Raw genomic sequence first — 25,191 nt, 5'->3', positions numbered from 1 at the left:
TGTGTGCTCCATTCACGCGCGCCGCGGCAGCGCGGCACGAATACGGGTCAGGGTCTCGGCCGGATCCTCCACCTCGACGATCAGCTCGTCGTAGGCCGCGTCCGGCATGCAGTGGATGACGAGCGCCTTTGAGGCATCGCGCACGCTCCAGAAGTCGGGACGGAAGTCCGACTGGTAGAACGTACCGGCCGTGTATACGAAGGGGATGTGCGTGCCCGGGATCTTGATTCCCGGGATGAAGCGCTTCGCGCGCTCTGGGTCGTGCCGGATGTCTTTGATGTCGTGCAGCGGGATGCGCAGGCTGGACTTCATCGCCCAGAACTTGTGCATGCCCTGCACTTGGACGTCGAGCACGTCGCCGTCAACGGCTAGGGTCACCATCGCTCGCCTCCGAGAGGGTCGGCGCTATCGAGAGATGAACAGCGCCGCGACGATGCCCATCGCGAGCAGGCCGGCTGCAAGCAACACCAGGGGAACGCTCGGCGGCGGCATCGTCTTCGGATGCTGGCGCTCGTCGGCCGACGAGCGGTTCGTGCGGCCGACCAACAGGGCCACCGAGATACTCAGCACCGCGGCACCGATGGCGAGGAAGATCACTTGGGAAGCAGGCATCTACGGCTCCGGGGTTTGGTCCGCGTCCGGCACGGGTTCGTCCGGCGAGTCCTTCGCCGGACGTCCCGCACGCCGCAACGCGTCACGCAGGAGAAACTCGATCTGGCCGTTCAGGCTGCGCAGGTCGTCGTTGGCCCAGCGTTGCAGCTGGTCCAGCAACTGGCGGTCGACCCGCAGCAGGAACGCCTTCTTCTCGGCCACGTGCGAATCCGGCTAGTACAGCGTGCCGGTGTTGATGACCGGCTGTGTCGAGTGATCCGAGCACAGCACCACGAGCAGGTTGCTCACCATCGTCGCCTTGCGTTCGTCGTCGAGCTTCACGATGGACTTGGCGTTCAGGTCGTGAAGCGCCATCTCCACCATCCCCACCGCGCCCTCGACGATCTTCTGCCGGGCCGCGATGATCGCGCTCGCCTGCTGGCGCTGCAGCATCGCCGCGGCGATCTCCTGCGCGTAGGCCAGGTGGCTGATGCGCGCCTCGATCACTTCGACACCGGCCTTCTTGAGCCGATCCACCAGCGCCGCCTCGAGAGCCTGCGAGACCTCGTCGGTGTTCTGCGAGAGGGAGAGCTCGCCGTCGCTGTGCGAATCGTAGGCGTAGTGCACCGCCGTGGCGCGCAACGCGGACTCCGACTGCACCTCGACGTAGCGGGCAAAGTCATCGACCTCGAACAGCGCCTCGGCCGAGTCCACGACCTTCCACACCACGATCGCGGCGATCTCGATCGGGTTGGCGTGGTTGTCGTTCACCTTGAGCTTGGCCGTCTCGAAGTTCCGCACCCGCAGCGACACCGCCTGCTTGGTGAGGAAGGGATTCGCCCACCAGAAGCCGTCCTTGCGGACCGTGCCCTTGTAGGTGCCGAATAGCACCAGGGCCTTGGCCTCGTTTGGGTGCACGATGAACAGGCCGCCAAGCATCACGGCGATGACGATGATGGCGAGCAGGTTGGGGAACGCCAGCCAAGCGTTTTGCGCCTGGAAGCCGCTCACCATCAGGTAGCCGGCGGCGAGGCCGCCAAGCAGGAAGACGAGCAACATCACGAGGCCGTTGGCGGCCGAATACTCTTTCTCGCGGTACACGAATGACTCCGTGAGGGTGGTAGCGATATGATATCACATCGCAATCATGTCGTCAAGCACCCTTCTTGCACCGCATCTAACGAGTGTTGCGCCCTCGTTGCGGACCTGTGTGATGTGGAGCACTATAGATGGCCTCAGCCTCCGTACTTCCCCCACCATCGCCGATGATCTGCGTTCACTGCTCCACGCCCGTTCCTGCTGACGCCAAGTTCTGTCACAGCTGTGGTTCGATGGTCTCCGATGCAGGAGGCCAGGCGGCGGCCACGGCAGCGATGGACCAGTCGGCGTTCGCGCATATGGAGCGGATGCTGCGCGACGAGACCAAGGGCGAGTACACAGTGGGGAAGATGCTCGGCCGCGGCGGCATGGCGGTCGTGTATCTCGCGGAGGAGACGCGACTTGGCCGCAAGGTGGCGCTCAAGGTGCTGCCGCCGGAGCTGACCTTCGGGCACGGCGTCGACCGCTTCCTGCGCGAGGCCAAGACCGCGGCCACGCTGGACCACCCGCACATCATTCCGATTTATCGCATCGCGTCCGGGGGCAAGCTCTTCTGGTACGCGATGAAGTTCCTCGAGGGCAAGTCGCTCGAGGACGTGTTGCGCGAGCGCGGCAAGTATACGGTCGAGGAAACGATTGAAGTCCTCGAGCAGGTGGCCGATGCGCTGGATTACGCGCACGAGCATCAGGTCATCCACCGCGACATCAAGCCGGCCAACGTGATGCTGGACAGCCGGAACCGCGTGATCATCACGGACTTCGGCATCGCCAAGGCATTGTCCGAGGGCGCATTGACGGCCTCGGGCTCGGTGATCGGCACGCCGTACTTCATGAGCCCCGAGCAGGGCATGGGCAAGCCGGTCGCCGGCGCCGCCGACCAGTACTCGGTGGCGGTGATGGCGTATCGCATGCTGTCCGGCCACATCCCCTACGACGGCGATTCGGCGATCGACATCCTGCACAAGCACTGCATGATGGAGGTGCCGCGGCTCGACGAGGATGTCGAGGGCATTCCGAAGCACGTGGCGGACGCGATCGAGAAGGCGATGGCGAAGAAGGCGCCGGAGCGCTTCCCGGACATCCGCACCTTCGTGAAGGCGCTTAAGGATCCGAATCTCAAGTACACGCGGGCGAGCGCGCAGACGGTCGTCATCGACTCGAAGGAGCTGGAGAAGGCGAACAGCGGGCCGTTGCCGAAGGTGAAGGCGCGCGGGGCGGCTGCCGCGGCGGATCGCACGGTCGTGGCGTCGCCGGTGGCGGCTGGGAAGGCCGCGCCGCGTACGGCGCCGACGCCGGCGAAGTCGAGCAAGATGCCGTTGGCGGCGGCGGCGCTTGTGGTTGTGCTGGGCGGTGGTGGGTTCGGTGCGTGGAAGATGGGGTTGATTGGTGGTGGGGCGTCGGCTGCGCCGTCAGGGCAGGTGGCGAATGGTGAGCCGAACTCTGCGACGGGCACGCAGGCGAATCCCACGGTGACGCCGCCGCCTGTCGTGCCGGATACGACGGTGAATGCACCGGCGGCGCAGACGCCGCCTGCTGACAATCCGGCGCCGAGCAACCAGAAGTCAGCGCCGCCGACGAACCCGACGCGCAATCCAACGAACTCGCCGACTCGAAATCCGGCGACCACGCCGAATCGGCCAACCACGACGCCGCAGACGCAGCCGAACACCACGGCGAATACGTCGACGGGCAATCCGGCGAGTACACCCGCCTCGACGCCAGCGACCACGCCTGCCACGCCGCCTGCCGAGGCAGCGCCAACGGGTCCGGCCACGCTGCAGCTGGTGCTTTCCACGCCAGCCACGATCTTCATCGACGGCGTCTCGAAGGGAGAGCGCCGTACGCTGCAGGAACAGCTCACGCCTGGTGATCACCTGATCAAGATCCAGCGCGAGGGCTTTGTCACGGTGGACACGGCCGTCACGCTGCGCGCAGGCCCGCCACAACGCGTCAACATCACGCTTCAGCCCCGACCCTGATGCGATCGTTCCGTCTTGCTGCGCTTGCTCTCGTCGCTGCCTGCCTGCTACCGCAGTCCGCGGCGGCGCAGGACCGCGCCACCCTGATCAGCCAGTCGCGTGCCGCGACCGACGAGTTCGACACACAACGCGCGATTCGCTTGGCGCGCGCGGCGCTCGACCCCGCGCTCGGGCCGCTCGACAGTACCTGGTCAGTCGCGGTGCACGTGCTGACGCAGACACTGGTCGATGATGGGCAGCAGCAGCAGGCCGGGCTGTGGGCGCGCTGGGCCCTCCGGCAGAACCCGCAGATGCAGATCTTCACCGAGGGCTTCCTCACGTCGTTGCCCGCGCTCTTCGCGCAGGCGCGCACCGAAGTGACGCCGGAAGCGGGCGATGCATTCTCACAGTCGCGCTACACCTGGCCGAACGCGACGTCGACGGTGACGGAGGCGCGCTTTCAGGTCGCAGCGTCGGGCACACCGGTGACGGTGCTCGTCACGGGCGTGGGTCTGGTCGGCGCCGCAGGCCGCTCGCTGCCGCCTGGTTCCTACGACCTCGAAGTCAGTGCGACGGGCTTCCTCCCGCTTCGCATTCGTCGTGAGGCCCTGCCGGGCGTGACCACGGAGTTCTCGTTCACGCTCGTCTCCTCGGCATCCAACGTCATCGCCGACGACGTGCGCGACCGCCTCTTCCGCGCCACCGTGCCGCTCAATGTCACGCGCTTCGGCATGCCGCAGGCCTGCGTGGCCGGCGTCACCGCCGATGGCGGTCGTCTCGTCATCACCTCGTACCACGCCATCCGCGGCGCCGACGCCGTGGACGCCGACGGCGCCGTGCGCGTCGCCGCCTGGGATGCCACGGCAAACCTCGCCGTGTTGATGCTGCCTTCCGCGCGCCCCGACACGCTCGCGGGCGACGCGCAGATGTTGCTCGACGGGCAGGCCCTGTGGGGCGTGCAACTCGCCAACTGCAGCACGCCGAGCGCCGTGCAGACCTCGCTGGCAAGCTGGGAAGGCCGCCCGCAGGGCGCGCTGGTGCTCGACACATTGCCGCCGCTGATCATCGGTTCGCCCTTCGTGGACTTCCAGGGCCGCTACGCCGGCACGTGGAGCGGCGGGCTGCGCGCCGCGCCCGCGACGGTGATCGGCCCCCTGCTCGCGCGCGCACGAGAGAACATCATCGCGCAGAACACGCGCACGCCGCAGGAAGTCGCCACGCAGGAGAATCACCGCTATGGCACGGTGGTCGTGACCGTCACCGGCGCGCAGAACGCCTCGGTGCGGATGACGCCGCTTGAGGCCTGGCAGTGGGAGGAACTGGCTGCCAACGGGCCGGCACCGTTCACCTTCCGCGCGGCGAGTGGACGCTATCGGATGGAAGTGACCGCACCGGGTGTGCCGTCGCGCACGCAGGAGATCACCGTGGTGGCGGGCCAGACCACCCGCGCGGCCGTTCCGCTCGTCGTGGCGCAGGCCGCCGCGCAGCCGCAACGGCGCGGGATGCCGCGCTGGGCCTGGGCGGCCATCATCGGTGGAGGGGCCGCGGCCGCGCTCGCACTCGGTGGCGGTGGTGGTGGCAGTGGCAGTTCAGGCGGTTCGATCACGATTTCCGTGCCGGTCACACCGTAAGTCGACGACACCTATATGAATCGCCGTCATCTTGGCTTCGCCGCTGGGTCCGTCGCGGCTCTCCTCCTGGTCTCCTGCGATGCGCCGCTGCGCGCACCGACGGAGGGCCACATCGCACCGCGCATCGAATTGGTGCGGTTGGACACCAGCAAGGTCGCAAACGTCGTACAGCCGACCTCGGTCACGGCGCGCGTGTTCGGCACCGAGACGCGGAGCGTGGACCTCACGCAGTCGGGAGGCAACTGGACGGGCCGAATCAACGGGCTGCCCGAGGGCAGCTATGAGCTGATCATCGAGGGCCGGGCACTCGGCCAGGTGCAGTACTACGGGCGGGTGGCAGGCGTGCAGGTACAGCGCGGCCAGACGTCCACGCCGACGGTGCCGTACGCCGAGGCGGCGCCCGCGCTCGACATTCCCGCCATTCCGGACGTGTCGAGCTTCACGCAGCGGATTCCGTTCGCCACGTTGCCGGCCGCGACGGGATACACCCTGCAGTACTCCACGGACGCGACCTTTGCGACTGATCCCGGCACGACGCGCTTGTTCGCTCCCAGCGAGTTGCCGGCCCTGATCCAAGTCACGGGGCCCGGCACCTGGTTCGTACGTGGTCGTGCGACGTTCCCGCGCCTCAACGCGGATGACGTGCCGTGGTCGAATACCCGGCAATGGAACGTGGTGGAGGCAGCGCCAGTGCCGCTGCCGCCGCTGGTCCCGGAGCAGCCGGAAGTCGTCACGGGTCGCAATCTCACCGGTGCCAAGCCGTCTGATTGGTACAACGTCGATCTCCGCGCTGGCGACTCGCTCTTCGTGGAGACGCGGGCGCGTCGGCTCACCGAGAACCCGTCGCCGCTCGACACGCGCGTCACGCTGTTCCGCAATGACTCAGTCACGCAGGTGGCGCAGGACGACAACGGCGCGGGTAGCGACTCGCGGCTCGTGTTTGTCCCGACCAACACGGAGGTGCACAAGCTCCGCGTGGACGGCGTCGCGCCGAGTACCGTTGGCCACTATGAACTGACGGTCGAGATCCGTCGCCTACCGCTGGCGCCGAGCGCGCTGGGCGCGACGGTCGCCTCGGGTACGCAGGTGGACCTCACCTGGACCGACAACTCGGACAACGAGACGGGCTTCATTATCGAGCGCTGCCTGGGCACCACCTGCACGCCGGCGCCCGTTGACACGGTCCCGGCGAACACCGTCGCCTACAGCGACGACGCGCTGACGCAAGACAACAACTACCGCTGGCGCGTGCGCGCGCTCAACGCGGTGGGCACGTCGAACGCGACCGCCGTGGTCGCCGCAAACACCTTCGGTCCGGCGGCGCCCACGGGGCTGGCCGCCACGACCGTGTCCGTCACGCAGATCGACCTCGCGTGGAACGACATCGCGACGAACGAGACGGGCTACGAAGTCGAGCGCTGCGCCGGCGCGGGTTGCGACACGTTCACGAACATCGCGACGCTACCGGCCGGCGCGACGAGCTACAGCAACACCACGGGCATCGTCTACAACCAGACCTATCGCTATCGCGTCCGCGCCATCAACAACGTGATGGCCTCGGCCTACTCCACGGAGGAGGAGGCCAACACCATCCCGCCGGCCACCGCCACGGGTGTCACGGCCACGACGGTCAGCGGCACGCGGATCGACCTCAGCTGGACCGACAACGCCACAACGGAAACCGGCTATCGCATCGAGCGTTGCACCGGCGCGGGCTGCACCACGGGCTTCGCGCAGGTCGCCGACGTCGCGTCCAACGTCACCAGCTTCCAGGACACGGGCGTCACTTTCGGCAACGACTACGGCTACCGTATCCGCGCCTTCAATGCGGTGGTGTCCACGGCGACCTCGACCATCGTCGCGGGAAACACGCGCGCGCCGCTGGCCCCGACGACGCTGACAGCTACGCTCGTAAACGGCACGCGGATCGATCTCGCCTGGACGGATGCGTCGATCGCTGACGCGCCGTCGACCGGCTTCATCATCGAACGCTGCTCAGGCGGCGGTTGCACGGGCTTCGCGGCGATCGACACGGTGGCGACGACCCCGGTGTCGTTCTCCGACCTGACGGTCGTTGTCGGCGTGACGTACCGCTACCAGGTGCGGGCCACGGGCGTGGCCGGCAACTCGGCCTACACCAACATCGCCACGGCGAACACGCTGCTGCCGGATGCGCCGACGACCTTGTCGGCGACGACCATCAGCGCCACGCGCATCGACCTGGCCTGGGTGGACGCCTCGAACAACGAGAACGGCTTCGAGATCCAGCGCTGCACCGGCGTGGGCTGCGTGGGCTTCACGCCCTACGACACGGTCGCGGCCGATGTCTTCAACTACTCCGATGTCGGTGCCACCGCCGGCGCGGACTACGAGTACCGTCTCCGCGCGTTCAACCTGGCCGGCAACTCCGGCTTCTCGAACACGGCGTCGGCCAACACCCAGCTGCCTGCTGCGCCGAGCACGCTGACGGCAGTCGCGGTCTCAGCCACGCAGGTGGACCTGGCGTGGACGAACAACACCACGAACGCAACGCAGATCGAGATTGAGCGCTGCACCGGCGCAGGCTGCGCGGACTTCGCGCCTCTGCAGACGCTGCCGCCGGGGATCACCGCGTTCTCGGACGGCACGGTGACGCAGGGCAACGTCTACCAGTATCAGATCCGCGCGACCAACTCATCTGGATCGTCGGCCTACGCCGGTCCGGCCACGGCGACGACGCAGGTCCCGACCGCGCCGGCGACCTTGTTCTCTGGGGTCACCTCGGGCACCGAGATCAACCTCTTCTGGACGCTCTCCACAGGCCCGAACGTGACCTCGCAGGAGATCCTGCGCTGCACGGGCGTCGGCTGCACGAACCTCACGGTCATCGACACGGCAGACCCGGCGGACGGCGTCTACTCGGACATCACCGTCACGCCGGGCAACGACTATCGCTATGTCATTCGCGCGCTGAACGTGTCGGGCACGGGTGCGCCGTCGGACACGGTGGCGGCCAACACGCGCACGCCGGCCGACCCGACGGGCCTGAGCTACTCGGTCACCACGGGCCAGGTGCTCGTCACCTGGACGGACAACGCCGACAACGAGACGGGCTTCACGCTCGAGCGCTGCGACCTGTCCGACTGCTCGAACATCGTGGAGTCGTACGCCATCCCGGCGGCGGATTCCACGGCCTTCGTGGACGCCTCAGTCGTGGCGAACACCCTCTACTTCTTCCGCGTCCGGGCCGTCAACAACGTCGGGCCGTCGAACTACACGGCGGCCGCGGCCCTGGCGACGATCGTCGCCAACGCGCCGACGGCCTTGGTGACGACGACCCAGAGCCAGACGGAGATCGCACTGGCCTGGTTGGACAACTCGGGTGACGAGAACGGCTTCGTCATCGAGCGCTGCGTCGGTGCGGCCTGCGCGGACTTCACCGTGCTCGACTCGCTGCCGGCCGATGTGGTGGCGTACAACGACACCGGCCTCTCGGCGGACGAGTCCTACACGTATCGCGTGAGCGCGGCAACGTTGTTCGGCCGCTCGGCGCCGACCAACGAGGCCACCTCGACGACCTTCGTGCCGACGGCGCCGAGTGGCCTCGCGGCCACGACCACGACGGAGACCTCGGCCGACCTGGTCTGGACGGACGAGTCCAACAACGAAGCGGGCTTCAGCATCGAGCGCTGCGACGGCGTGGACTGCACGGACTTCACGGAGATCGCGACGGTCGGTGCGGATGTCGTGGTCTACTCCGACCTCACCCTGTCGGCGGACACGCGCTTCACGTATCGCGTGCGCGCGTTCAACGCCTCGGGCTTCTCCGGGTTCTCCGCCCTGTCGACGGTGAGCACGCAGGATCCGCCGGTGCCGACGGAGCTCACGCTGGTCGCGAACCCGGCCACCGTCCAGGTCTACTGGACCGTCGGCGTGGATCCGGCTGTGGGACCGGTCGTCTCCACGATCATCGAGCGCTGCGAGGGCGTCGATTGCCTGTCGTTCGCCCAGGTCGGGGCTGTCTTGGCCACCGATCCGCAGGTCTTCGAGGATGCGACCATCACGCCGGGCCTGACCTACCGGTACCGCGTCGCGCACTCGAACTTCGCCGATCTTTCCGCCTACACGGCCCCGGTGTCGATCCTCGTGGCCGCGCCCGCGGCGCCGTCGAACGCCATCGCCACGACGCTGTCCGGGACGTCCATCGGGATCAGCTGGACGGACCCCTCGGACAACGAGAACGAGTTCGTGATCGAGCGCTGTACGGGCCAGGCCTGCGTGGACTTCGCGCAGATCGGGGCCGTGCCGCGCGACTCGACCTCGTACACTGATGATACGGTCGCGCCGGATCTCTACTACGCGTACCGCGTGCTGTCGAACAACGCGGTGGGCTGGTCGCCGGTCTCGAACGTGACCTCGGCGAACACCTTCCTGCCGGACGCGCCGAGCGCCCTGGTTGCCACGACGTTCTCGTCGACGCGGATCGACCTCGCGTGGACGGACAACGGGCCGTTTGAGACCGCGTTCGAGGTCGAGCGCTGCGAAGGCGCCGCCTGCTCGGACTTCGTGCTCGTCGGCACCACCGGGGCCAGCGCCGTGGCGTACACGGATGCGGGCCTCACGGCCGGCGTGTTGTACCGCTACCGCCTACGTGCCGTGAATGCGGTCGGCATGTCGGCGTACTCCGGCACCGCCCAGGCCGAGACGAACCTGCCCGCCGATCCGTCGGACCTGACGGCCGTCGCGGCCTCGGCCACGCAGGTCAACCTCGCGTGGACGGACAACGCGAACAACGAGACGCAGTACATCATCGAGCGCTGCGTCGGCGCCGGTTGCGTGAGCTTTGCCCAGATCGCGCTGCTCGGCCCCAACAATACGTCGTATCCCGACGGGACCGCGCTGGCCGACCAGAGCTACAGCTATCGGGTCCAGGCGCTGAACGGCAACGGCATCTCGGGCTACAGCAACGTCTCGTCGACGAACACCTTCGCCCCGGCGGCCCCGACCGCGCTGTCGGCGACGACCATCAACGGCACGCAGATCGACCTGGCCTGGACGGAGAACGCAAACAACGAGCTCTCGATCTCGGTCGAGCGCTGCACGGGCGCGGCCTGCTCCGACTTCGCGGAGATCGTGTCGCTGCCGCCGAACAGCGCCAGCTACGAGGACACGAGCGTCCCGGTGGATGGCGAGTACCGCTACCGCGTGCGCGCCATCAACAACGTCGCGAACTCGGCCTACACCGCGGAGGCCAGCGCGAACACGCTGCGTCCGTTCTCACCGTCGAACTTCGTCGCGACCACGGTCTCGGCGACGCAGATCAACCTCGCCTGGGACGACAACGCCCCGAACGAGGACCTGTACCGGATTGAGCGCTGCGAAGGCGTGTCTTGCACGGACTTCACAACGCTGATCGATCTCCCGCCCAACACGAACATCTACGAAGACCTCTCGGTCTCCGAGGAGACGGCGTATCGCTACCGTATCTTCGGCATCAACGTGTCGGGCGCCTCGGACGCGATTCCCGAGGTCGAGGCGACGACGCTGCTGCCGGGCGTGCCGGCGAGCGTCACCGCCGCGGTGATCTCCGGCTCGCAGATCGACATCTCCTGGGCCGACGCGGCCGACAACGAGGACGGCTACCGTATCGAGCAGTGCTCGGGCGCGGGCTGCTCGTCCTTCATTGAAGTGGGCACGGTCGGGCCGGACGAGACCTTCTTCTCGAGCACCGGCTTGGCGTTGAGCACCTTCTACTCGTTCCGCGTGCGCGCCTACAACGCCGCCGGTGCGTCGGCCTACGCGCCGACGGTGCTGGCGAACACCTTCTCGCCGGTGGCGCCCTCGGGCCTCGGCGCGACGACGGTGTTTGGCGACCGGATCGACCTCGCCTGGACGGACGTCGCGGGCAACGAGTCGGGCTACCGCATCGAGCGCTGCGCGGGTGCAGCCTGCTCGGACTTCGTTGAGGTGGCGACGACGGGTGAGAACTCCGTCAGCTACTCTGACCTCGATCTCTCGGTGGGGACCGTGTACCGGTATCGCGTGCGCGCCTACAACGGCGTGAGTGCCTCCGGCTACAGCAACACCGGCCAGGCCTCCACCGCCGTGCCCGCCACGCCCACCGGCCTTGCGGGTGTGGCCACGTCGACAACCTCGACGAGCCTCTCATGGACGGACGACGCGACGGATGAGACGGGCTATCGCGTCGAGCGCTGCGCGGGCGCTGGCTGCTCGGACTACACGGAGATCGCCACGCTTGGCGCCGACGCGACGTCGTATGACGACGCCGGGCTGCCGGGCGAGGAGCAGTATCGCTACCGCGTCCGTGCGATCGGCAACGGATCCTCGTTCTATTCGACCGAGGTGACCGTGTCGACGCTGCTGCCGGCCGCGCCGAGTGCGCTCACCGCCACGTCGGCGTCTCCGTCGGAGATCGAGCTGGCCTGGACGGACCTCTCGGACAACGAGTCGGGCTTCGAGATCGCCCGCTGCGCGGGCGATGGGTGCACGCCGACGGCTGTCGTCGCGACAGTCGGGGCCAATGTCACGAGCTATCTCGATGAGGCGCTGACGCCGGGTGAGACGTATGCGTACCGCGTGCGCGCCATCAACGGTGCCGGCACGTCGGCGTACTCCGAGCCGCCGCAGCAGGCAATCACCAACGTGCCGTCGATTCCGTCGGCCCTGATGGCCAACACGGATTCGGACACGCAGATCTCGCTGAGCTGGACGGACAACAGCGGTGACGAGACGGGCTTTGTCGTCGAGCGCTGCACGGGCTTGGCCTGCACGGACTTCGCGCCGGCGGCGACCACCGCCGCCGACGCGACGGTGTATGCCGACGCTTCACTGGCGGCCGCGACAACGTATCGCTTCCGCATCCGGGCCGAGAACGCGAATGGCGTCTCGAACCCCTCGGAGGTGGTGACCATCAGCACGTCAGTGCCGGCGCAGCCGACGAGCTTGGTCGCGACTACGGTCTCGGGTTCGCAGATTGCGTTGACCTGGGTCGACGCGGCGGACAACGAGACGGGCTATACCGTGGAACGTTGCGTGGGGGCGGCGTGCAGCAGCTTCTCGCTGCTGACGGCGCTACCCGCCGGTAGCCAGGCGTACAGCGACACCGGGCTCGATCCCGAGGAGTCGTTCACGTATCGGGTCTACGCCTCCAACGACGCGGGCGACTCGCCGGTGTCGGCGGAAGCCACGGCCACGACCATCACGCCGGCGGCGCCGACGGACCTGGCGGCCACAACCATCTCCGCGACGCAGATCGACCTGGCGTGGACGGACAACGCCGACAATGAAGCCGAGTACCGCGTCGAGCGCTGCTTGGGCGCTGGCTGCAGCAGCTACGCGCTCGTCGCCACGCTCGGCGCCGACGCGACGAGCTACCAGGATATGGGCCTCGCCGACGGAGAGGACTACCAGTACCGCATCTACGCCGCGAATGCGGCGGGCGTCTCGGCCTTCTCGGCCGAGGTCCCGGCCAGCACGGACTTCCCGCTGCCGCCGACGGCCTTGAGTGCCGTGACGACCAGCGGCACGCAGATCGACATCAGTTGGACGGACAACTCGGGCAACGAGGACGAGTTCATCGTCCAGCGCTGCGTCGGCTCGCCCTGCGTGGACGACATTGACTTCGTGCAGGTGGCGACCGTGGCCGCCGATGGCACGGGCTACTCCGATACGGACGTCTCGGTGGGCAACGAGTATCGTTATCGCGTGCAGGCCAGCAACCTGGCCGGCGTGACCACGTTTACCAACGTGGCGTATGCGAACACCATCCTGCCTGGCGATCCGCTGATCACGACCTCGCAGGCGATGTCCACGACCTCGATCCAGATTGCCTGGACGGCCGACACCTTGGCGACGGACACCGAGATTGAGCGTTGCCAAGGCATCCCCTGCGGCGCCTTTGCGCCCGTCACGACGGTCACCAGCCCGACGGTGACCTATCTGGACGAGTCGCTGACGCCGGGCGAGACCTATGAGTACCGCGTCCGGCACGTGAACGCGGCCGGGACGAGCAACTACTCGGCGGCGGTCGCGGTCGGGCTGATTGTGCCGATCCCGCCCTCGGCTCTCGATGGCTTCGCGCTCTCGGGCACGCAGTCGCGCCTGGGCTGGACGGACAACTCGACTGACGAGACGGGCTTCACGGTGCAGCGCTGCGCCGGCGTGGGCTGCGTGGTCTTTGACGTGACGGTCGGCACGACGGGCGCGGATACGCTGCGCATCGATGACGCCGGCCTCGCGCCGGGGCAGACTTATGGCTACCGCGTGATGGCGTCGAACGCCATCGGCAACTCGACGCCATCGGCGACGTTCTACCTGACGATGGTGGTGCCCACCGCCGCCAGCGGACTTTCTGCCACGACGCTCAGCGGATCGTCGATCGGACTGAGCTGGACCGACAACTCGGACAACGAGCGCGGCTTCTCGATCGAGCGCTGCGCCGGTGCCGCCTGCCTCGACTTCTCGCCGGTGGCGACGGTTGGACCGAACATCACGACCTTCAACAACAACACGGGCCTCAGCCTCAACACGACGTACCGGTACCGGGTGCGGTCCTTCAACAACATTGGTCCGGCGGCGGGCTACACGAACATCGCCGCGGCCAACACCAACGTGCCGCTGGCAGCCACCGCCCTGGCGACGCAGGCGCTGTCGGGGACCAGCGTGCGCCTGACCTGGACCGATAACGCCATCACGGAGACGGGATACCGCGTCTTCCGCTGCGAGACCGGATGCGGTGACCCGCTCAACTTCACGCAGGTGGCGGATATCGCGCCGAACAGCGTGACGTATGACGACACCGGCCTGACCTACGGGACGTCGTACACGTATGTGGTGCGAGCCTTCAACATTGCGGGTCCGTCGCTGCCGTCGAACGCCTCGGCGGTGTCGACCGGCCTGCCGGTTCCGGCCTCGTCGGTGGCCAAGACGGCGGACCGCACCTCGGTGACGCTGCGTTGGACCGACAACGCGCCGTTCGAGAGCGGCTTCGAGGTCGAGGGCTGCGAAGGCGCGGCCTGCACGGACTTCGCGCTGCTCGGCACAACGGCGGCCAATGCTAGCGAGTACACGGCGACGGGTCTCAACCCGGCATCCGAGTATCGCTTCCGCGTGCGTGCGGTCAGCCCCGACGGCAACGGCGACTACTCGCCGGCGCGCCTGGCGCGCACGCCGATCGAGGTGGCGAACGACGCGGTGGTGAACGGCATCTCCGACGTTGGCGGCGGGGAGCGCCACTATGTGTTCTCGATTCCGGGCGGCCAGCCGCAGCTCCGCGTGATGATGCTCGGCGGCAGCGGCGATCCGGACCTGTACCTGCGGATCGGGCAGAGCCCGCAGGTGCTCGACTACTTCGAGAGCGATACCCTCTGCGCCCCGTACATCGGTGGGACGGTCGAGACCTGTACGATCGCCAACCCGGGTGCGGGCGACTGGTACGTGATGCTCCAGGGCTTCTCGGCCTACACGAACGTCACCTTTGCGGTGATTGTCGGCAATACGGAGTTCACCTTCACGAACTGCACGCAGGCCGGCGCGACGGGGCCGTCGCAGGCCCAGTGCAACACGGCGTACACGGGCACCGCGCTGGCGGGCGGTGTCACGGTGGCCGGCGGCATCCAGACCTTTACGCTGCCGTTCACCGGGCGGTATGAGATCACCGCGGTCGGTGCGCAGGGTGCGAACGGCAATCCATTGTTCGTCGGTGGACGCGGCGCGTCGATGCGCGGTGAGTTCGAGTTCAGCCAGGGCACGCAGTTGCAGCTGGCGGTGGGCCAGGCCGGCGTGGGTCAGGGCAGTAACCAGAACGGCGGTGGCGGCGGCGGCAGCTTCGTCGTCGACATGTCGAACACCCCGCTGCTTGTCGGCGGCGGTGGTGCTGGCGCGCGCGCGAGTTCGTCGCAGAATGGCTGCGATGCCACCACGGTTGGCTACGGCGGCGTGGGCAGCGGCGAATCGCCGTCCAACGTCTGCGCGGTCAAGACCACCGAGCTCGGGTTGGGCGGCCTGCTCACGTCGCCGTATGCGTACGGCTCGGGTGGCGGCGGGTTCTTCGGCAATGGTGCCGATGACTACGCCGACTGGTGGGCCGCGTTCGTCGGCTTCGGTGGCCGCTCCTGGGCCAACGGACTGCTCGGCGGCACCCAGGCCCTCGTCAGCGGGAATGACGCCCAGGGCGGCTTCGGTGCCGGCGGCGCGGGCAACGGTGACTACGGCGGCGGCGGTGGCGGTGGCTACTCCGGCGGCGACGGCGGTTGGGTCGCCGGCGGCGGCGGCTCGCTCAACACCGGCACCAACCAGGTGAACACCGCCGCGGTTGGCGTTGGGAACGGCCAGATCATCATCCGCTACCTCGGCCCGGTCGTCCCGTAAGGCGTTGTCGCTGCACCTCGGTTGCCAGGGTTGGAACTACCCCGCGTGGGTCGGGCCGATGTATCCGGCCCGCACCCGCGCGGTGGACTTTCTGGCCACCTACGCGCGGGCCTTCGATACCGTAGAGGTTGACTCCACCTTCTACGCCATCCCAGCGGTCAAGAACGTGCGCGGATGGCGCGACCGCACGCCCGAGCACTTCGTCTTTGCGCTCAAGCTGCCGCAGGAGATCACGCACGAGCGGCGCTTCGACGAGAGCGCGCTAGAGGTTGCGCAGCGGTTCTTCGACGTGGCGCGGGAGCTCGGGCCCAAGCTCGGCCCCATCCTGATCCAGTGCGGGCCTGACTTCGCGCCGCACGAGATTGACCCGCTCGAGGACTTCCTGCACGCGTTGCCGGACGACCTCCGTTTCGCCATCGAGTTCCGGCAAAAGGGCTGGATCAACGAGCGAACGCACGAACTGCTCTCGCAGCGCAACGTGGCGCTGGCCTTGGTCGATGCGCGCTGGATCCCGCGGAAGTGGATGCTCGAGCTCGCTACGCGGCCGACGAGCACGACACACGCCTATGTGCGCTGGATGGGACCCGACCGGAAGATCACGGACTACTCACACGTGCAGGTGGATCGCACGGCGGAGTTGGAGGCCTGGGCCGAGGTGCTGCCCGCGCTATCGGTTCGCGTGCCTGTGTACGGGTATGTGAACAACCACTTCAGTGGGCATTCGCCGGCGAATGTGCGCTGGCTGCAGGCGGCACTGGGGCAGGTGCCGACGGACCCTGCCCAGCTTGGCGAGCAGCTCGGGCTGTTCTAACTGCATTGCCACAGAGGCACAGAGACACAGAGGACTGCTACGGGTGAGCGTCAGCGTGCGAGGGCGTTACGGGTACGCTCCGCAGCTACCGGTTAATGTGCCGGACCCGGTCGCGCTTGGAATGGGGTTGTCGCAGGTGCCTTGTACGTTGATGGTGCCCGAGACGAACTCGAACGTGCCGGCCATCTCCACGCGCGCGTGAATGGTGCTGGTTCCCGTCCCGCTCGACTTTCGGATAGTACCACCAGCCAGCACCTGAATTACGTTGGCGTCTGGCGCGGTGTCGGTGCCCGTGCCGGAGAGATCTCGGGCCGTCGCGCCGTGCAGGATGTCGAACACGCCGCCGCTGCGGACGAGCATCGACGTGTACTGCCCGCTGCTGGGATCTGTCGAGAAGGTCAAGTTCCAGTCGCCCCACTCCAGTGTGCCCGCCACGTCCAGCAACCATCCGCGCACGGGGCCCTGCAGGCTTGCCGTTGCCCCCGACAACACCGCAAGCGTCCCGCTGCCGTCCATGTTTCCGATCTGACCGACGAACGACTCCCGCACGCCGACCACGCCCGTTCCGCTGAAGACCCCGCCGCCTAGGTACACACCTCGTCCCACGAACATCGTGTCCACCGGCGAATTGAACTCCATCGTCACGTTCTGCACGACCAACGAGTCGATTTCCATCCCCGCCTCGACGTTCACCGAAACCGCGTTGACGGCGTGCACCGCTCCGGTGCCCGTCAGGCTTCCATAGAACGCGTGGATACCGGTGTCCGGGCCGAGGCCGCCGGATTCGAGCTGCAGTCGCCCGCCCGTGGAAACGCTCATCGTGCCGTACGACTCGGCCGCGCCGCGCAGGTTCAGCGCCGCCCCGTCCGCGATGTTGGTGTCATAGAGCAATGAGGGCGACACCATGATCAGCGTACCGCTCTGCACGTCGAGGACGCCATCGAGGCCAATGGTGGTGAACCAGTGGATCTGCACCGTGTCCGCCGGCGCGCCGGCGATGCGCAGTGTGCCGTCCACGTACAGCGACGGATCGCCCGTGCCCACGGTCAGCGTGCGCGTGTCGGGGATCGTGAGCTCGCCGCCCGCCATCACGTAGAGCGTGGGGAAGTTCTCCACGAACAGCTGGGCCGAACCCATCGTCGCCGTGCCGCCGATCAACAGCACGCGGTCGTCGAGCACGATGTCGTCCACCGAGCCCAGCGTCGCCGTCCCACCTGCTGCCACGCTGGTGCTCCCGAAGCCCGTCATCCAGCCGTCCTGCCAGTCCAGGTTGCCAAACACCACCAAGCTGCCGTCGCCCGTGAGTTCGGCGCCGCCGCCAATGCGCAGGGTGGACGTTGTCCCGAAGAACGACAGGCTGTCGATTTGTAGGACGAACCCGGCCGTGTGCAGGAACTCCACGGCCGATGACTCCCCGACGTGGAGGTAGGCCACGTCCGCGTTGGCGTCGAGCGTGACCGTCACCGGCCCGCCGGGATTGATGACTACGCTGTCCATTGCCAGGGGCGCACGCCCTTCGCTCCAGTTGGCGGCCGTGGCCCAGAGGCCGTCCGCGCCGCCGCCTGTCCAATAGTTCGGCGTGAAGGCGCCGGGCTCCGCGGCGTCCCACCCGGGAACGCGACCTTCGCCAAGCACCGCGAGACGCCCGCCGTGGTACAGTGGCGTGATGGCACTGGCGAGCAAGGTCAGCGAGTCACCATCGACGGAGATGTCCTGCACGTCGACGAACGGCCCCGTGTGTGACGCAGTCGTATCGAAGGTCAGGATGCCGACCGTGAGCGTGTCGCCCGCGCGCTCAAGGTCGAGTTGCGGCATTGTCCCCACCATCTGCTCGAAGGTGAGGTTGCCGGTGAGGGTCATCGGCGCCGCGCCGGCGATCTGGAGGTGCACGCCGCGGAACGTGAGGTCGCGCTCGACGCTGAGGCCCTGGACCGCCAGTACCTGCGACGACGCCGAGGACACCACGGCATTCGGCCCGCCGACGGGCTGGATCAGCGAACCGCTGACGGCGGTCGGGGACTGCAGGTACCACTCCGGGGTCTCGAGCTGCAGGTCGCCGAAGTGCGAGCTGCCGGCGCCGAGCTCCGGGGTGGCGAAGAAGTTCGGCTGCAGGACACTCGCCGTAAGCTGTGTGAGGTGGCCAGGGTCAGCGGCAAACGCCTCTGCGCTGTATGTGGCGAGCTGCTGGAACTCCCCGCTGAGGAAGATCGTGCCAGCGGTGAGCAGGCCGGCCGTCGACCCGCCGTGGAAGAACGCGCCGCCGTTGGCGTAGAGCGTGGCGGCTGGATCCGTCATCCGCAGCGTGCCCTGCTGATCCGTGACCAAGTCGCCGGAAACGAAGAGCTCCTGGTTGCGCAGATCCAGCTGCGCCGTGCCGGTGATCTCGAGGCTGTCGCCCACGCTGCTGTAGCCAGCGGGAGCCGCGACGCCGGATGTCACGCGCACATCGCAACCCAGCAAGTCGCCGGTGAAGAGCAGGGTGTCCGTGGGGGCGAACACAATGCGGCCGGCGGGGCCGCACTGCAGCCCGGCGCCGTCTGAGCCTGCCGAGACGCGCTCGAGGATCGTGAGAACATCGTTGACCCCGACCACGCCCGGGTTCGCCTGGTGCAGCAGCACGCGCACCGTGGCCGGCGCCGAGATGGTCGGCATCGTCGCGACTTGCGGGATGACTACCGAGTCCGCCGCGGTCGGCACCACACCCTGCACCCAGTTGTCGGGATCAAACCAGTCCACGCTGACCGAGCCGTTCCACACAATCTCTGCGAAGCCCGGCCAGCCGGTGATCCGCGCTCCATTGGCCTCGATGATGCCACCCCCGTGCAGCTGAGGGGCTGGGTTCGAGATGGCGACGGTCAGCGTATCCAGGTCACCGGGGTTGCCATCCTCGACCTCCAGGTACGCACCACCGCTCAACACGGGATCGAAGGTCGGCGACTGCAACAGAATGGTCCCGCCCGCGCGCAGGATCCGCATCTGCGAGATCGCCGGATCCATGCCCGAGAAGACGAGGTTGAACAGTGCGCCAACGACCGGCTGCGTGTCCTGCAACTCCCATTGGACCGCCGCAAACGTCACGTCGGCGACATTGATGGCGCCGCGGGTGAGCAGCCGGTTGTTCGAGCCGTTGATCCAGTATGGGTTGTTGCCGCGGGTCTCGAGCGCGCCCGATGCGTAGATGTCGCTCCCGATGTCCATGCTCGACGAGATCGGGTGCTCGAACACGAAGGTTCCGAACTGCGATTCCGTCGGTGCGAACCCGGGGTTCGCGAACGTCACGGTGAAGCTCGCATTGCCGGCAAACACCGTCTCATGCGCCGGCGCAGCGCGGAACGCGTCCGCATTTGTGTGCTGCGCGAAGTCACCCTGCACGATCAACGCGCCGTTGGTCAGCAGCGACGGTCCGCCGGCAAACTCCACACTGCCGGCCACCACGAGCGTGTCTGCGGCATCCGACATCTGCAGCACGCCATTGTCGCGCGTGTAGAAGCCGGCGCCGACCTCAGTGGCCCCGACGATATCGAGCGCGCCACCAGCCCCCACGATGATCGCGCCGCTGTGCACGGCGTTCAGCTCGCGCGCACCCGCCACCAATGTCGGGATCGCGTCCACACTGACCACCGGCCACGGCGTGCCGGCGTTGAATGCCACCAACGTGTCCACAATGCGCGTGCTGCCGAGCAGCAGGTTGTCCGAGTACGCCACGCGCTGCGCGGAGACAACCGTGGTGTTCAGGTCCATCGTGACGGCACCGATCAGCGTGTGCCCACTCGCGCCGATGGTGTCGCCCGAGATCTGCATGCCGTTGATCGCCTTCGCGTGGCTCGCGAACACCAAGCCACCGTCGCCGATCCCCTTGAGCGACGTGAGCCGCCCGAAGCAGGCCGCCGAACAGGTCGCGCTGTAGGTGGTGTCTGCGTCGGTGATGGCCACGGTCTGCAACCCGACGCCCACCAGGTTGACCGTGTGGTCGACGGCTGCCGCGAAGGTGGTGCCGGCAGAGAAGTCTCCCTGCACGGTCATGGTGCCGCCCTGCAGGCGCCCCGCGCTGCCGTCACCCTGCAGCGAGGCATTGCGCGTGACCTGTACGTCGGAGAACGCCGGCATCACAAGTGCGCCCACACCTGACGTGAACAGGTCTCGACCCACCCCAAGCGTCCACAGTCCGACGTCGAGCACACCGCCGGTGATCGAGAGATCAAGCGTCGTGATCAGCGCGCCGTTGAGTGCGTAGCCGCCGTCGGCGATGACCACCAGCGGGATGTTGCCACGAATGCTGTGCGCCCCGGCGCCGTTGGCGATCACGCGCCCGCCTGGCGATGTGATGCCGCCTGGCGATTCCACGGTGACATTGCCGCCGACGTACAGATCGCCGATGTCCATCGCGATATTGGCACCACTGCGCACCGTGAGGCCGCCGATAGTGACATCGCTGCCCGACAGATCGCCAAAGTCCGGATAACTCGGCCGGCCCGCTGGGATCAGCACAGAGTCGGTGGCGGCAGGGATCACGCCGCCAGCCCAGTTGCCCGTGTCGAACCAGGCGCCGTTGAGCGCGTCGCCGGTCCAGCTGCGGTTCGCGACGTTTGGCAGCGGCGTGGCCGTGAACGCCAGCGCCGTGAAGCCCGGGTATGCCGCCTCGACGGTCTGCGTCGCCAACGTGTCGGGGCCCAGCGTCCACGTCACTTGCGCATCGCCGTTGGCATCGGTCAGGGCGGTGTCCACGACGAATCCGTTGCCGAGCACGCCGGCGCCACTGGTCACGGTGAAAATCACCGTGTCACCGACGACGGGGTTCGTCAGGGCATCGAGCAGTCGCACCACCAGCGGTGCCGGAAGCAGCGCAGAGGTGGGACCGGCCTGGCCGTTGCCCGACTCGATCGTGAAGCTGGCCGGCGGACCCGGGATGACCTCGAGGCTCGCGCCGATGGTCAGATCACCGCTCGCAAACTCGATGAGCCAGGGGCCCGGTGTGCCGAAGACGAGATCATCGAAGCTCGCGACGCCTCCGACCGCGGCGCGCGTCGTCGTGCCGGCGGTGAAGGCGCCGTCAGGCGCGTCCGTCGGTGTGACCGTGACGTCGTCCACGAACCAGGTGACAAGGTTGCCGTGGATGTCACGCGCCTCGACCTCGAGTGGCGGCGGCACGACGCCGCTGACAACGGTGTCAGGTGCACTCACGACCACGAGCGCCGACGGCGCGCCGGCAATGGCCGTCATCGTGAACGGCACCGGCGACCCACTCAGTCCGGCGACGCTGGCTGTGGCGCTCTGGGCGCCGGCTACCGTACCCAACGTGTACGCGATCGCGGCCTCACCACTTGCAGACGTCAGCGCGGTCGCGGCGGACACCGAGCCGCCTGTCGCCGCCCAATCGACGGACACGTTCGGTACTGGATTGCCAAAGGAGTCACGCACAAGCACGCGCAGCGAGTCGGCAAGCTCCACACCGACCGTATCCTGCTGTGCATCGCCGAGCAGGTACTCCAGGCTGAATGCCGTGGCCGCCGTGATCGTGACGTTGAACGTCGCCGGCGTCGCACCGGCAGCGTCGGCACCGATGGTGCCCGCCCCCGCCGTGGACGATGCGACGGCGGTCGTCTGCGCCTCGCCGTTGAGGTCGGTCACCACCGTGGTGTCGCTGAAGCTGGCCGCACCTGTCTGTACGTCGAACGTGACGCTCACGCCGGGCACCGGATTGCCGTGGATGTCCTCGACGCGTACGACAAACGGATTCGCATACGCCGCGCCCGCCGTCGCCGTCTGTTCATCGCCGGTCAGCGCCTGCACCACCACCGGGATGTCTGGCGTCGCGGTGGCATCGAAGAGCACCGGTGATCCGGCCACGCCGTCCACCAAGGCCTCGAACTGCACGGCGCCGGCGACCGTCCCGAGAATGGCGACGGTGCTCGCGACGCCGGCAGCGTCCGTGGTGCTTGTGGTGTCCGTGAACTGTCCCTGTCCGGCGCTCACGCCCCAGAGCACCGTGACGCCGGCGATGCCGTTGCCGAAGCCGTCCGTGACGCGCACCGACAGCGGCGTCGGCAGCGGGAGGTCCACGGTCTCCGTCTGCGTGTTGCCATCGACCAGCACGATCGATGCGGGTGCGCCTGGGGCAACATCAACGTCGAACTGCAGCACGGTGGCCAGGCCGGCGGTGGTGACGCCCACGCCGGGCTGGCCGTCGCCGGCCGTCGTGCCGAAGGTCGCGCCATTCTGCGCCTCGCCCGCGGCATCAGTGAGCACCGTGACGGCGTCGACGGCGCTTGCCCCCGCCAGCGACGTCCACGTCGTCGTGTGCCCTGGCACAGGATTGCCGAAGCCGTCGAGGACGCGCACGACCATCGGTGTCGGGAAGGCCGTGCCCACCTGGCCCGATTGTGGTGTTCCGGAGACGATCTCGAAGGTTGCGGCCGCCGCCGCGCCAACGACGAACACCGCCGATGTGGCGTTGCTCAGCGCGCCGGCGCTCAGCTCAAACTGGTAACCGGCGCCGCTCGCGGGAATCGTCGGCGCCAGGCTGGCCACGCCGCCGACGAACGCAGCGCTCGTCGTACCGCCGAGCGTAGTGAGCGTGGGATTGACCAGCAGCGTGATGTTCGCCGTCCCGACGTACGTCGGGACGAGGTTGCCGAGCGCGTCGCGCGCTTCGACCAGGATCGGGATGGTCGCGCCGGCCTCCACCGTGTCGGCGGGCTGCTGCGTGACGACCAACTGCGAAGCCGGGCCCACGGTCGCCGTGGCGGACACATCGAGCGTCACTGCCGGCACTCCCGTGAGCGAGACCCGCAGTGTCTGCGTGCCGAGCGTTGCGCCCAGCGTCCAGTTGGCGACGGCGCGCCCGGAGGTGTCGGCGGTTGTCGTCGGCGGGACGACATCACCGCCGCCCGTCAGGATGCTGAACGTGACACCAGCGCCCGGCACACGATTGCCAAAGGCGTCCACGGTGCGCAGCGCAATCACATCGGGCAGCAGCGTCGCGGCCACGGCAGTCTGTCCGTCGCCGCCGAGCAAGGTCAGTCCGGCAACGGCTGCCGGCGTGATCGTGAACGCGGTTGTGGTGTCTGGCTGCAGCGCGCCGCTGAACGCGCGCAGGGTATACGCATCGCCGATCAGGTCGACGCTGAGGTCAGCGAAGGTCGCGACGCCGGCCACTGCAGCCACGCTCGTCGTGCCACCCAGCGTGCCCGTGCCATCCAGCAACTGCAGCGAGATGCTGCCCGTGAAGCCTGTCGCGTCGTTTCCGAACGCATCGAGCGCCCGCACGGTCGTGGTGGGCGCCAGCGTCGTGCCGGCGACTCCACCGGACGGCCAGGTGATGAAGGTCAGCCGGGCGGCGGCCGCCGCGGTGACGGTGATGGCCGCCGTGGTGTCGGGCGTCAGCGCGCCGCTCGTGGCGATGAGGCCGTACGCGCCGACGATGTCGAGGTTGAGGTCGTTGAACGTCGCGAGGCCGGCGACGGCATTCACCGTCGTCGTGCCGCCGAGCGTGGCGTCGGCAGCGGGCGGCAACGCGAGCGTCACGGCACCCGTGAAGGTCTCGACGAGGTTGCCCTGCTCGTCCTCGACGGCAATGACGATGGCGGGCGCCAGGGTCTCGCCGGCCACACCTGCGACCGGCTGCGAGACGACGGCGAGCTGTGCGGGCGCTCCTGCGCTCGCAGTGGCACTGACAGTGAGCGGTGAGCCGCTGAGGCCCGCGGCCGTTGCGGTGATGGTCTGCACACCGAAGGCGCTGCCCAGTGTCCATCCGGTGGAGACCTCGCCGTTGGTGTCGGACGTGTCGGTCGTGACCGTCAGCGAGCCGCCGCCCGTGCTCACGGCGAAGCTGACGATCACGCCGGAGACGGGGACCGCGTCGCTCGCTAGTGTGCGAAGGACAATCGGCGCGCCGAGTGGGTTGCCGAGTGGCGCAGTCTGGAGGTCGCCAGAGCCGAGGACCAACTGCGAGGCGGGCAGCGTGACGCTGATGCTCGCGGTGTCTGCCCGCGAACCGTCCGGCAGCGCGGCGACGATGCGTGCCGTCCCGCGCGACGGCAGCCAGGTCGTGGCGCCGGTCGAGGGGTTGGTGACGGACGCTCGCGTGGAGTCGAGCGTGTAGAACAGCAGCGGCGTACCCGCGATCGGCTGGCTTTGGCCGTCGAGTGCGGTCGCCGTGAATCCGCTGGAGCTCCCGGCCACTCGCGTTCCGGTGTCCGGCGTGATCTGCACCGACGCGGCACCGGCGCCAACACCGGTATAGCGAATCGGCGTGCTCACGGGCGGCTGGGTCACCCCGTCGCGGACGGGAGGGACAAGCACCGACTGCGGCCCGGCCCTGAAGACGGTGTCGCCCGCCGCATTGATGTACGCCATCGCGAGCGCCATCGACACGCCCTCAGCGGGCGCGTTGACCGGCAGTGGAACCAGGAACGCCAACGTGAGTGAATCCACGGTGGCGGGGAAGGCAATCAGGGTGTCCAGCGCCACGGCACCGTCCGTGCGGCGCAGCACCAGCCGCACACGCTCGAAGGGCACCACTTGGCTCCCGCCGAGTACGGAGGCCATCAACGACGGATACTCGGGGGCCACCGCCAGGGCACCGACGCGACGCCCGCCGCTGAAGACGCCGTTCTCCGGGCCCGTCACCTCACGGCCGCAGGAAAGGAGCGAGAGCAGGAACACCGCCGCGGGAATCGCGAGGCGGCCGGGGGCCGTGGCGCGCAAGGAAGGTGGGGCTGGAGGTGAGCGACAA

General features: G+C 68.1%; 9 protein-coding genes. 4 read left to right on the top strand and 5 right to left on the bottom strand.

Annotation, left to right across the window (positions count from 1 at the left end):
• Window positions 1-12: 12 nt before the first annotated feature.
• The 4 genes from KF709_04745 to KF709_04730 are packed head-to-tail and all read right to left on the bottom strand — an operon-like array spanning window position 13 to window position 1,650.
• Window positions 13-378, bottom strand: a complete 366-nt coding sequence (locus KF709_04745; GenBank protein MBX3173694.1) for a hypothetical protein — start codon at window positions 376-378, stop codon at window positions 13-15.
• 27 nt (window positions 379-405) lie between these two features.
• Window positions 406-612, bottom strand: a complete 207-nt coding sequence (locus tag KF709_04740; GenBank protein MBX3173693.1) for a hypothetical protein — start codon at window positions 610-612, stop codon at window positions 406-408.
• Window positions 613-813, bottom strand: a complete 201-nt coding sequence (locus KF709_04735; GenBank protein ID MBX3173692.1) for a PTS ascorbate transporter subunit IIC — start codon at window positions 811-813, stop codon at window positions 613-615.
• 12 nt (window positions 814-825) lie between these two features.
• A complete protein-coding gene (locus tag KF709_04730; GenBank protein MBX3173691.1) occupies window positions 826-1,650 on the bottom strand; it encodes an SPFH domain-containing protein in 825 nt (274 codons plus the stop codon).
• Between the two features lie 272 nt (window positions 1,651-1,922).
• Between KF709_04730 and KF709_04725 the strand changes: the two genes are divergently transcribed.
• The 4 genes from KF709_04725 to KF709_04710 are packed head-to-tail and all read left to right on the top strand — an operon-like array spanning window position 1,923 to window position 16,457.
• A complete protein-coding gene (locus KF709_04725) occupies window positions 1,923-3,668 on the top strand; it encodes a serine/threonine protein kinase (protein ID MBX3173690.1) in 1,746 nt (581 codons plus the stop codon).
• Window positions 3,668-5,278, top strand: a complete 1,611-nt coding sequence (locus KF709_04720; protein MBX3173689.1) for a hypothetical protein — start codon at window positions 3,668-3,670, stop codon at window positions 5,276-5,278. Before KF709_04725 ends, KF709_04720 begins: the two co-directional genes overlap by 1 nt.
• Window positions 5,279-5,293: 15 nt before the next feature.
• Entirely contained in the window at window positions 5,294-15,646 is a 10,353-nt protein-coding gene (locus tag KF709_04715) for a fibronectin type III domain-containing protein (protein MBX3173688.1), read from the top strand.
• 4 nt (window positions 15,647-15,650) lie between these two features.
• Window positions 15,651-16,457 (top strand): DUF72 domain-containing protein, encoded by an 807-nt coding sequence (locus tag KF709_04710; GenBank protein ID MBX3173687.1) that lies wholly within the window; start codon window positions 15,651-15,653, stop codon window positions 16,455-16,457.
• 66 nt (window positions 16,458-16,523) lie between these two features.
• Here KF709_04710 and KF709_04705 read toward each other — a convergent pair whose 3' ends face one another.
• A complete protein-coding gene (locus KF709_04705; GenBank protein ID MBX3173686.1) occupies window positions 16,524-25,163 on the bottom strand; it encodes an Ig-like domain-containing protein in 8,640 nt (2,879 codons plus the stop codon).
• Window positions 25,164-25,191: the final 28 nt, after the last annotated feature.

It is taken from the genome of Gemmatimonadaceae bacterium (assembly GCA_019637445.1).
In the GTDB taxonomy this organism is placed as follows: domain Bacteria; phylum Gemmatimonadota; class Gemmatimonadetes; order Gemmatimonadales; family Gemmatimonadaceae; genus Pseudogemmatithrix.
This window is presented reverse-complemented; position numbering and strand designations above follow the sequence as displayed.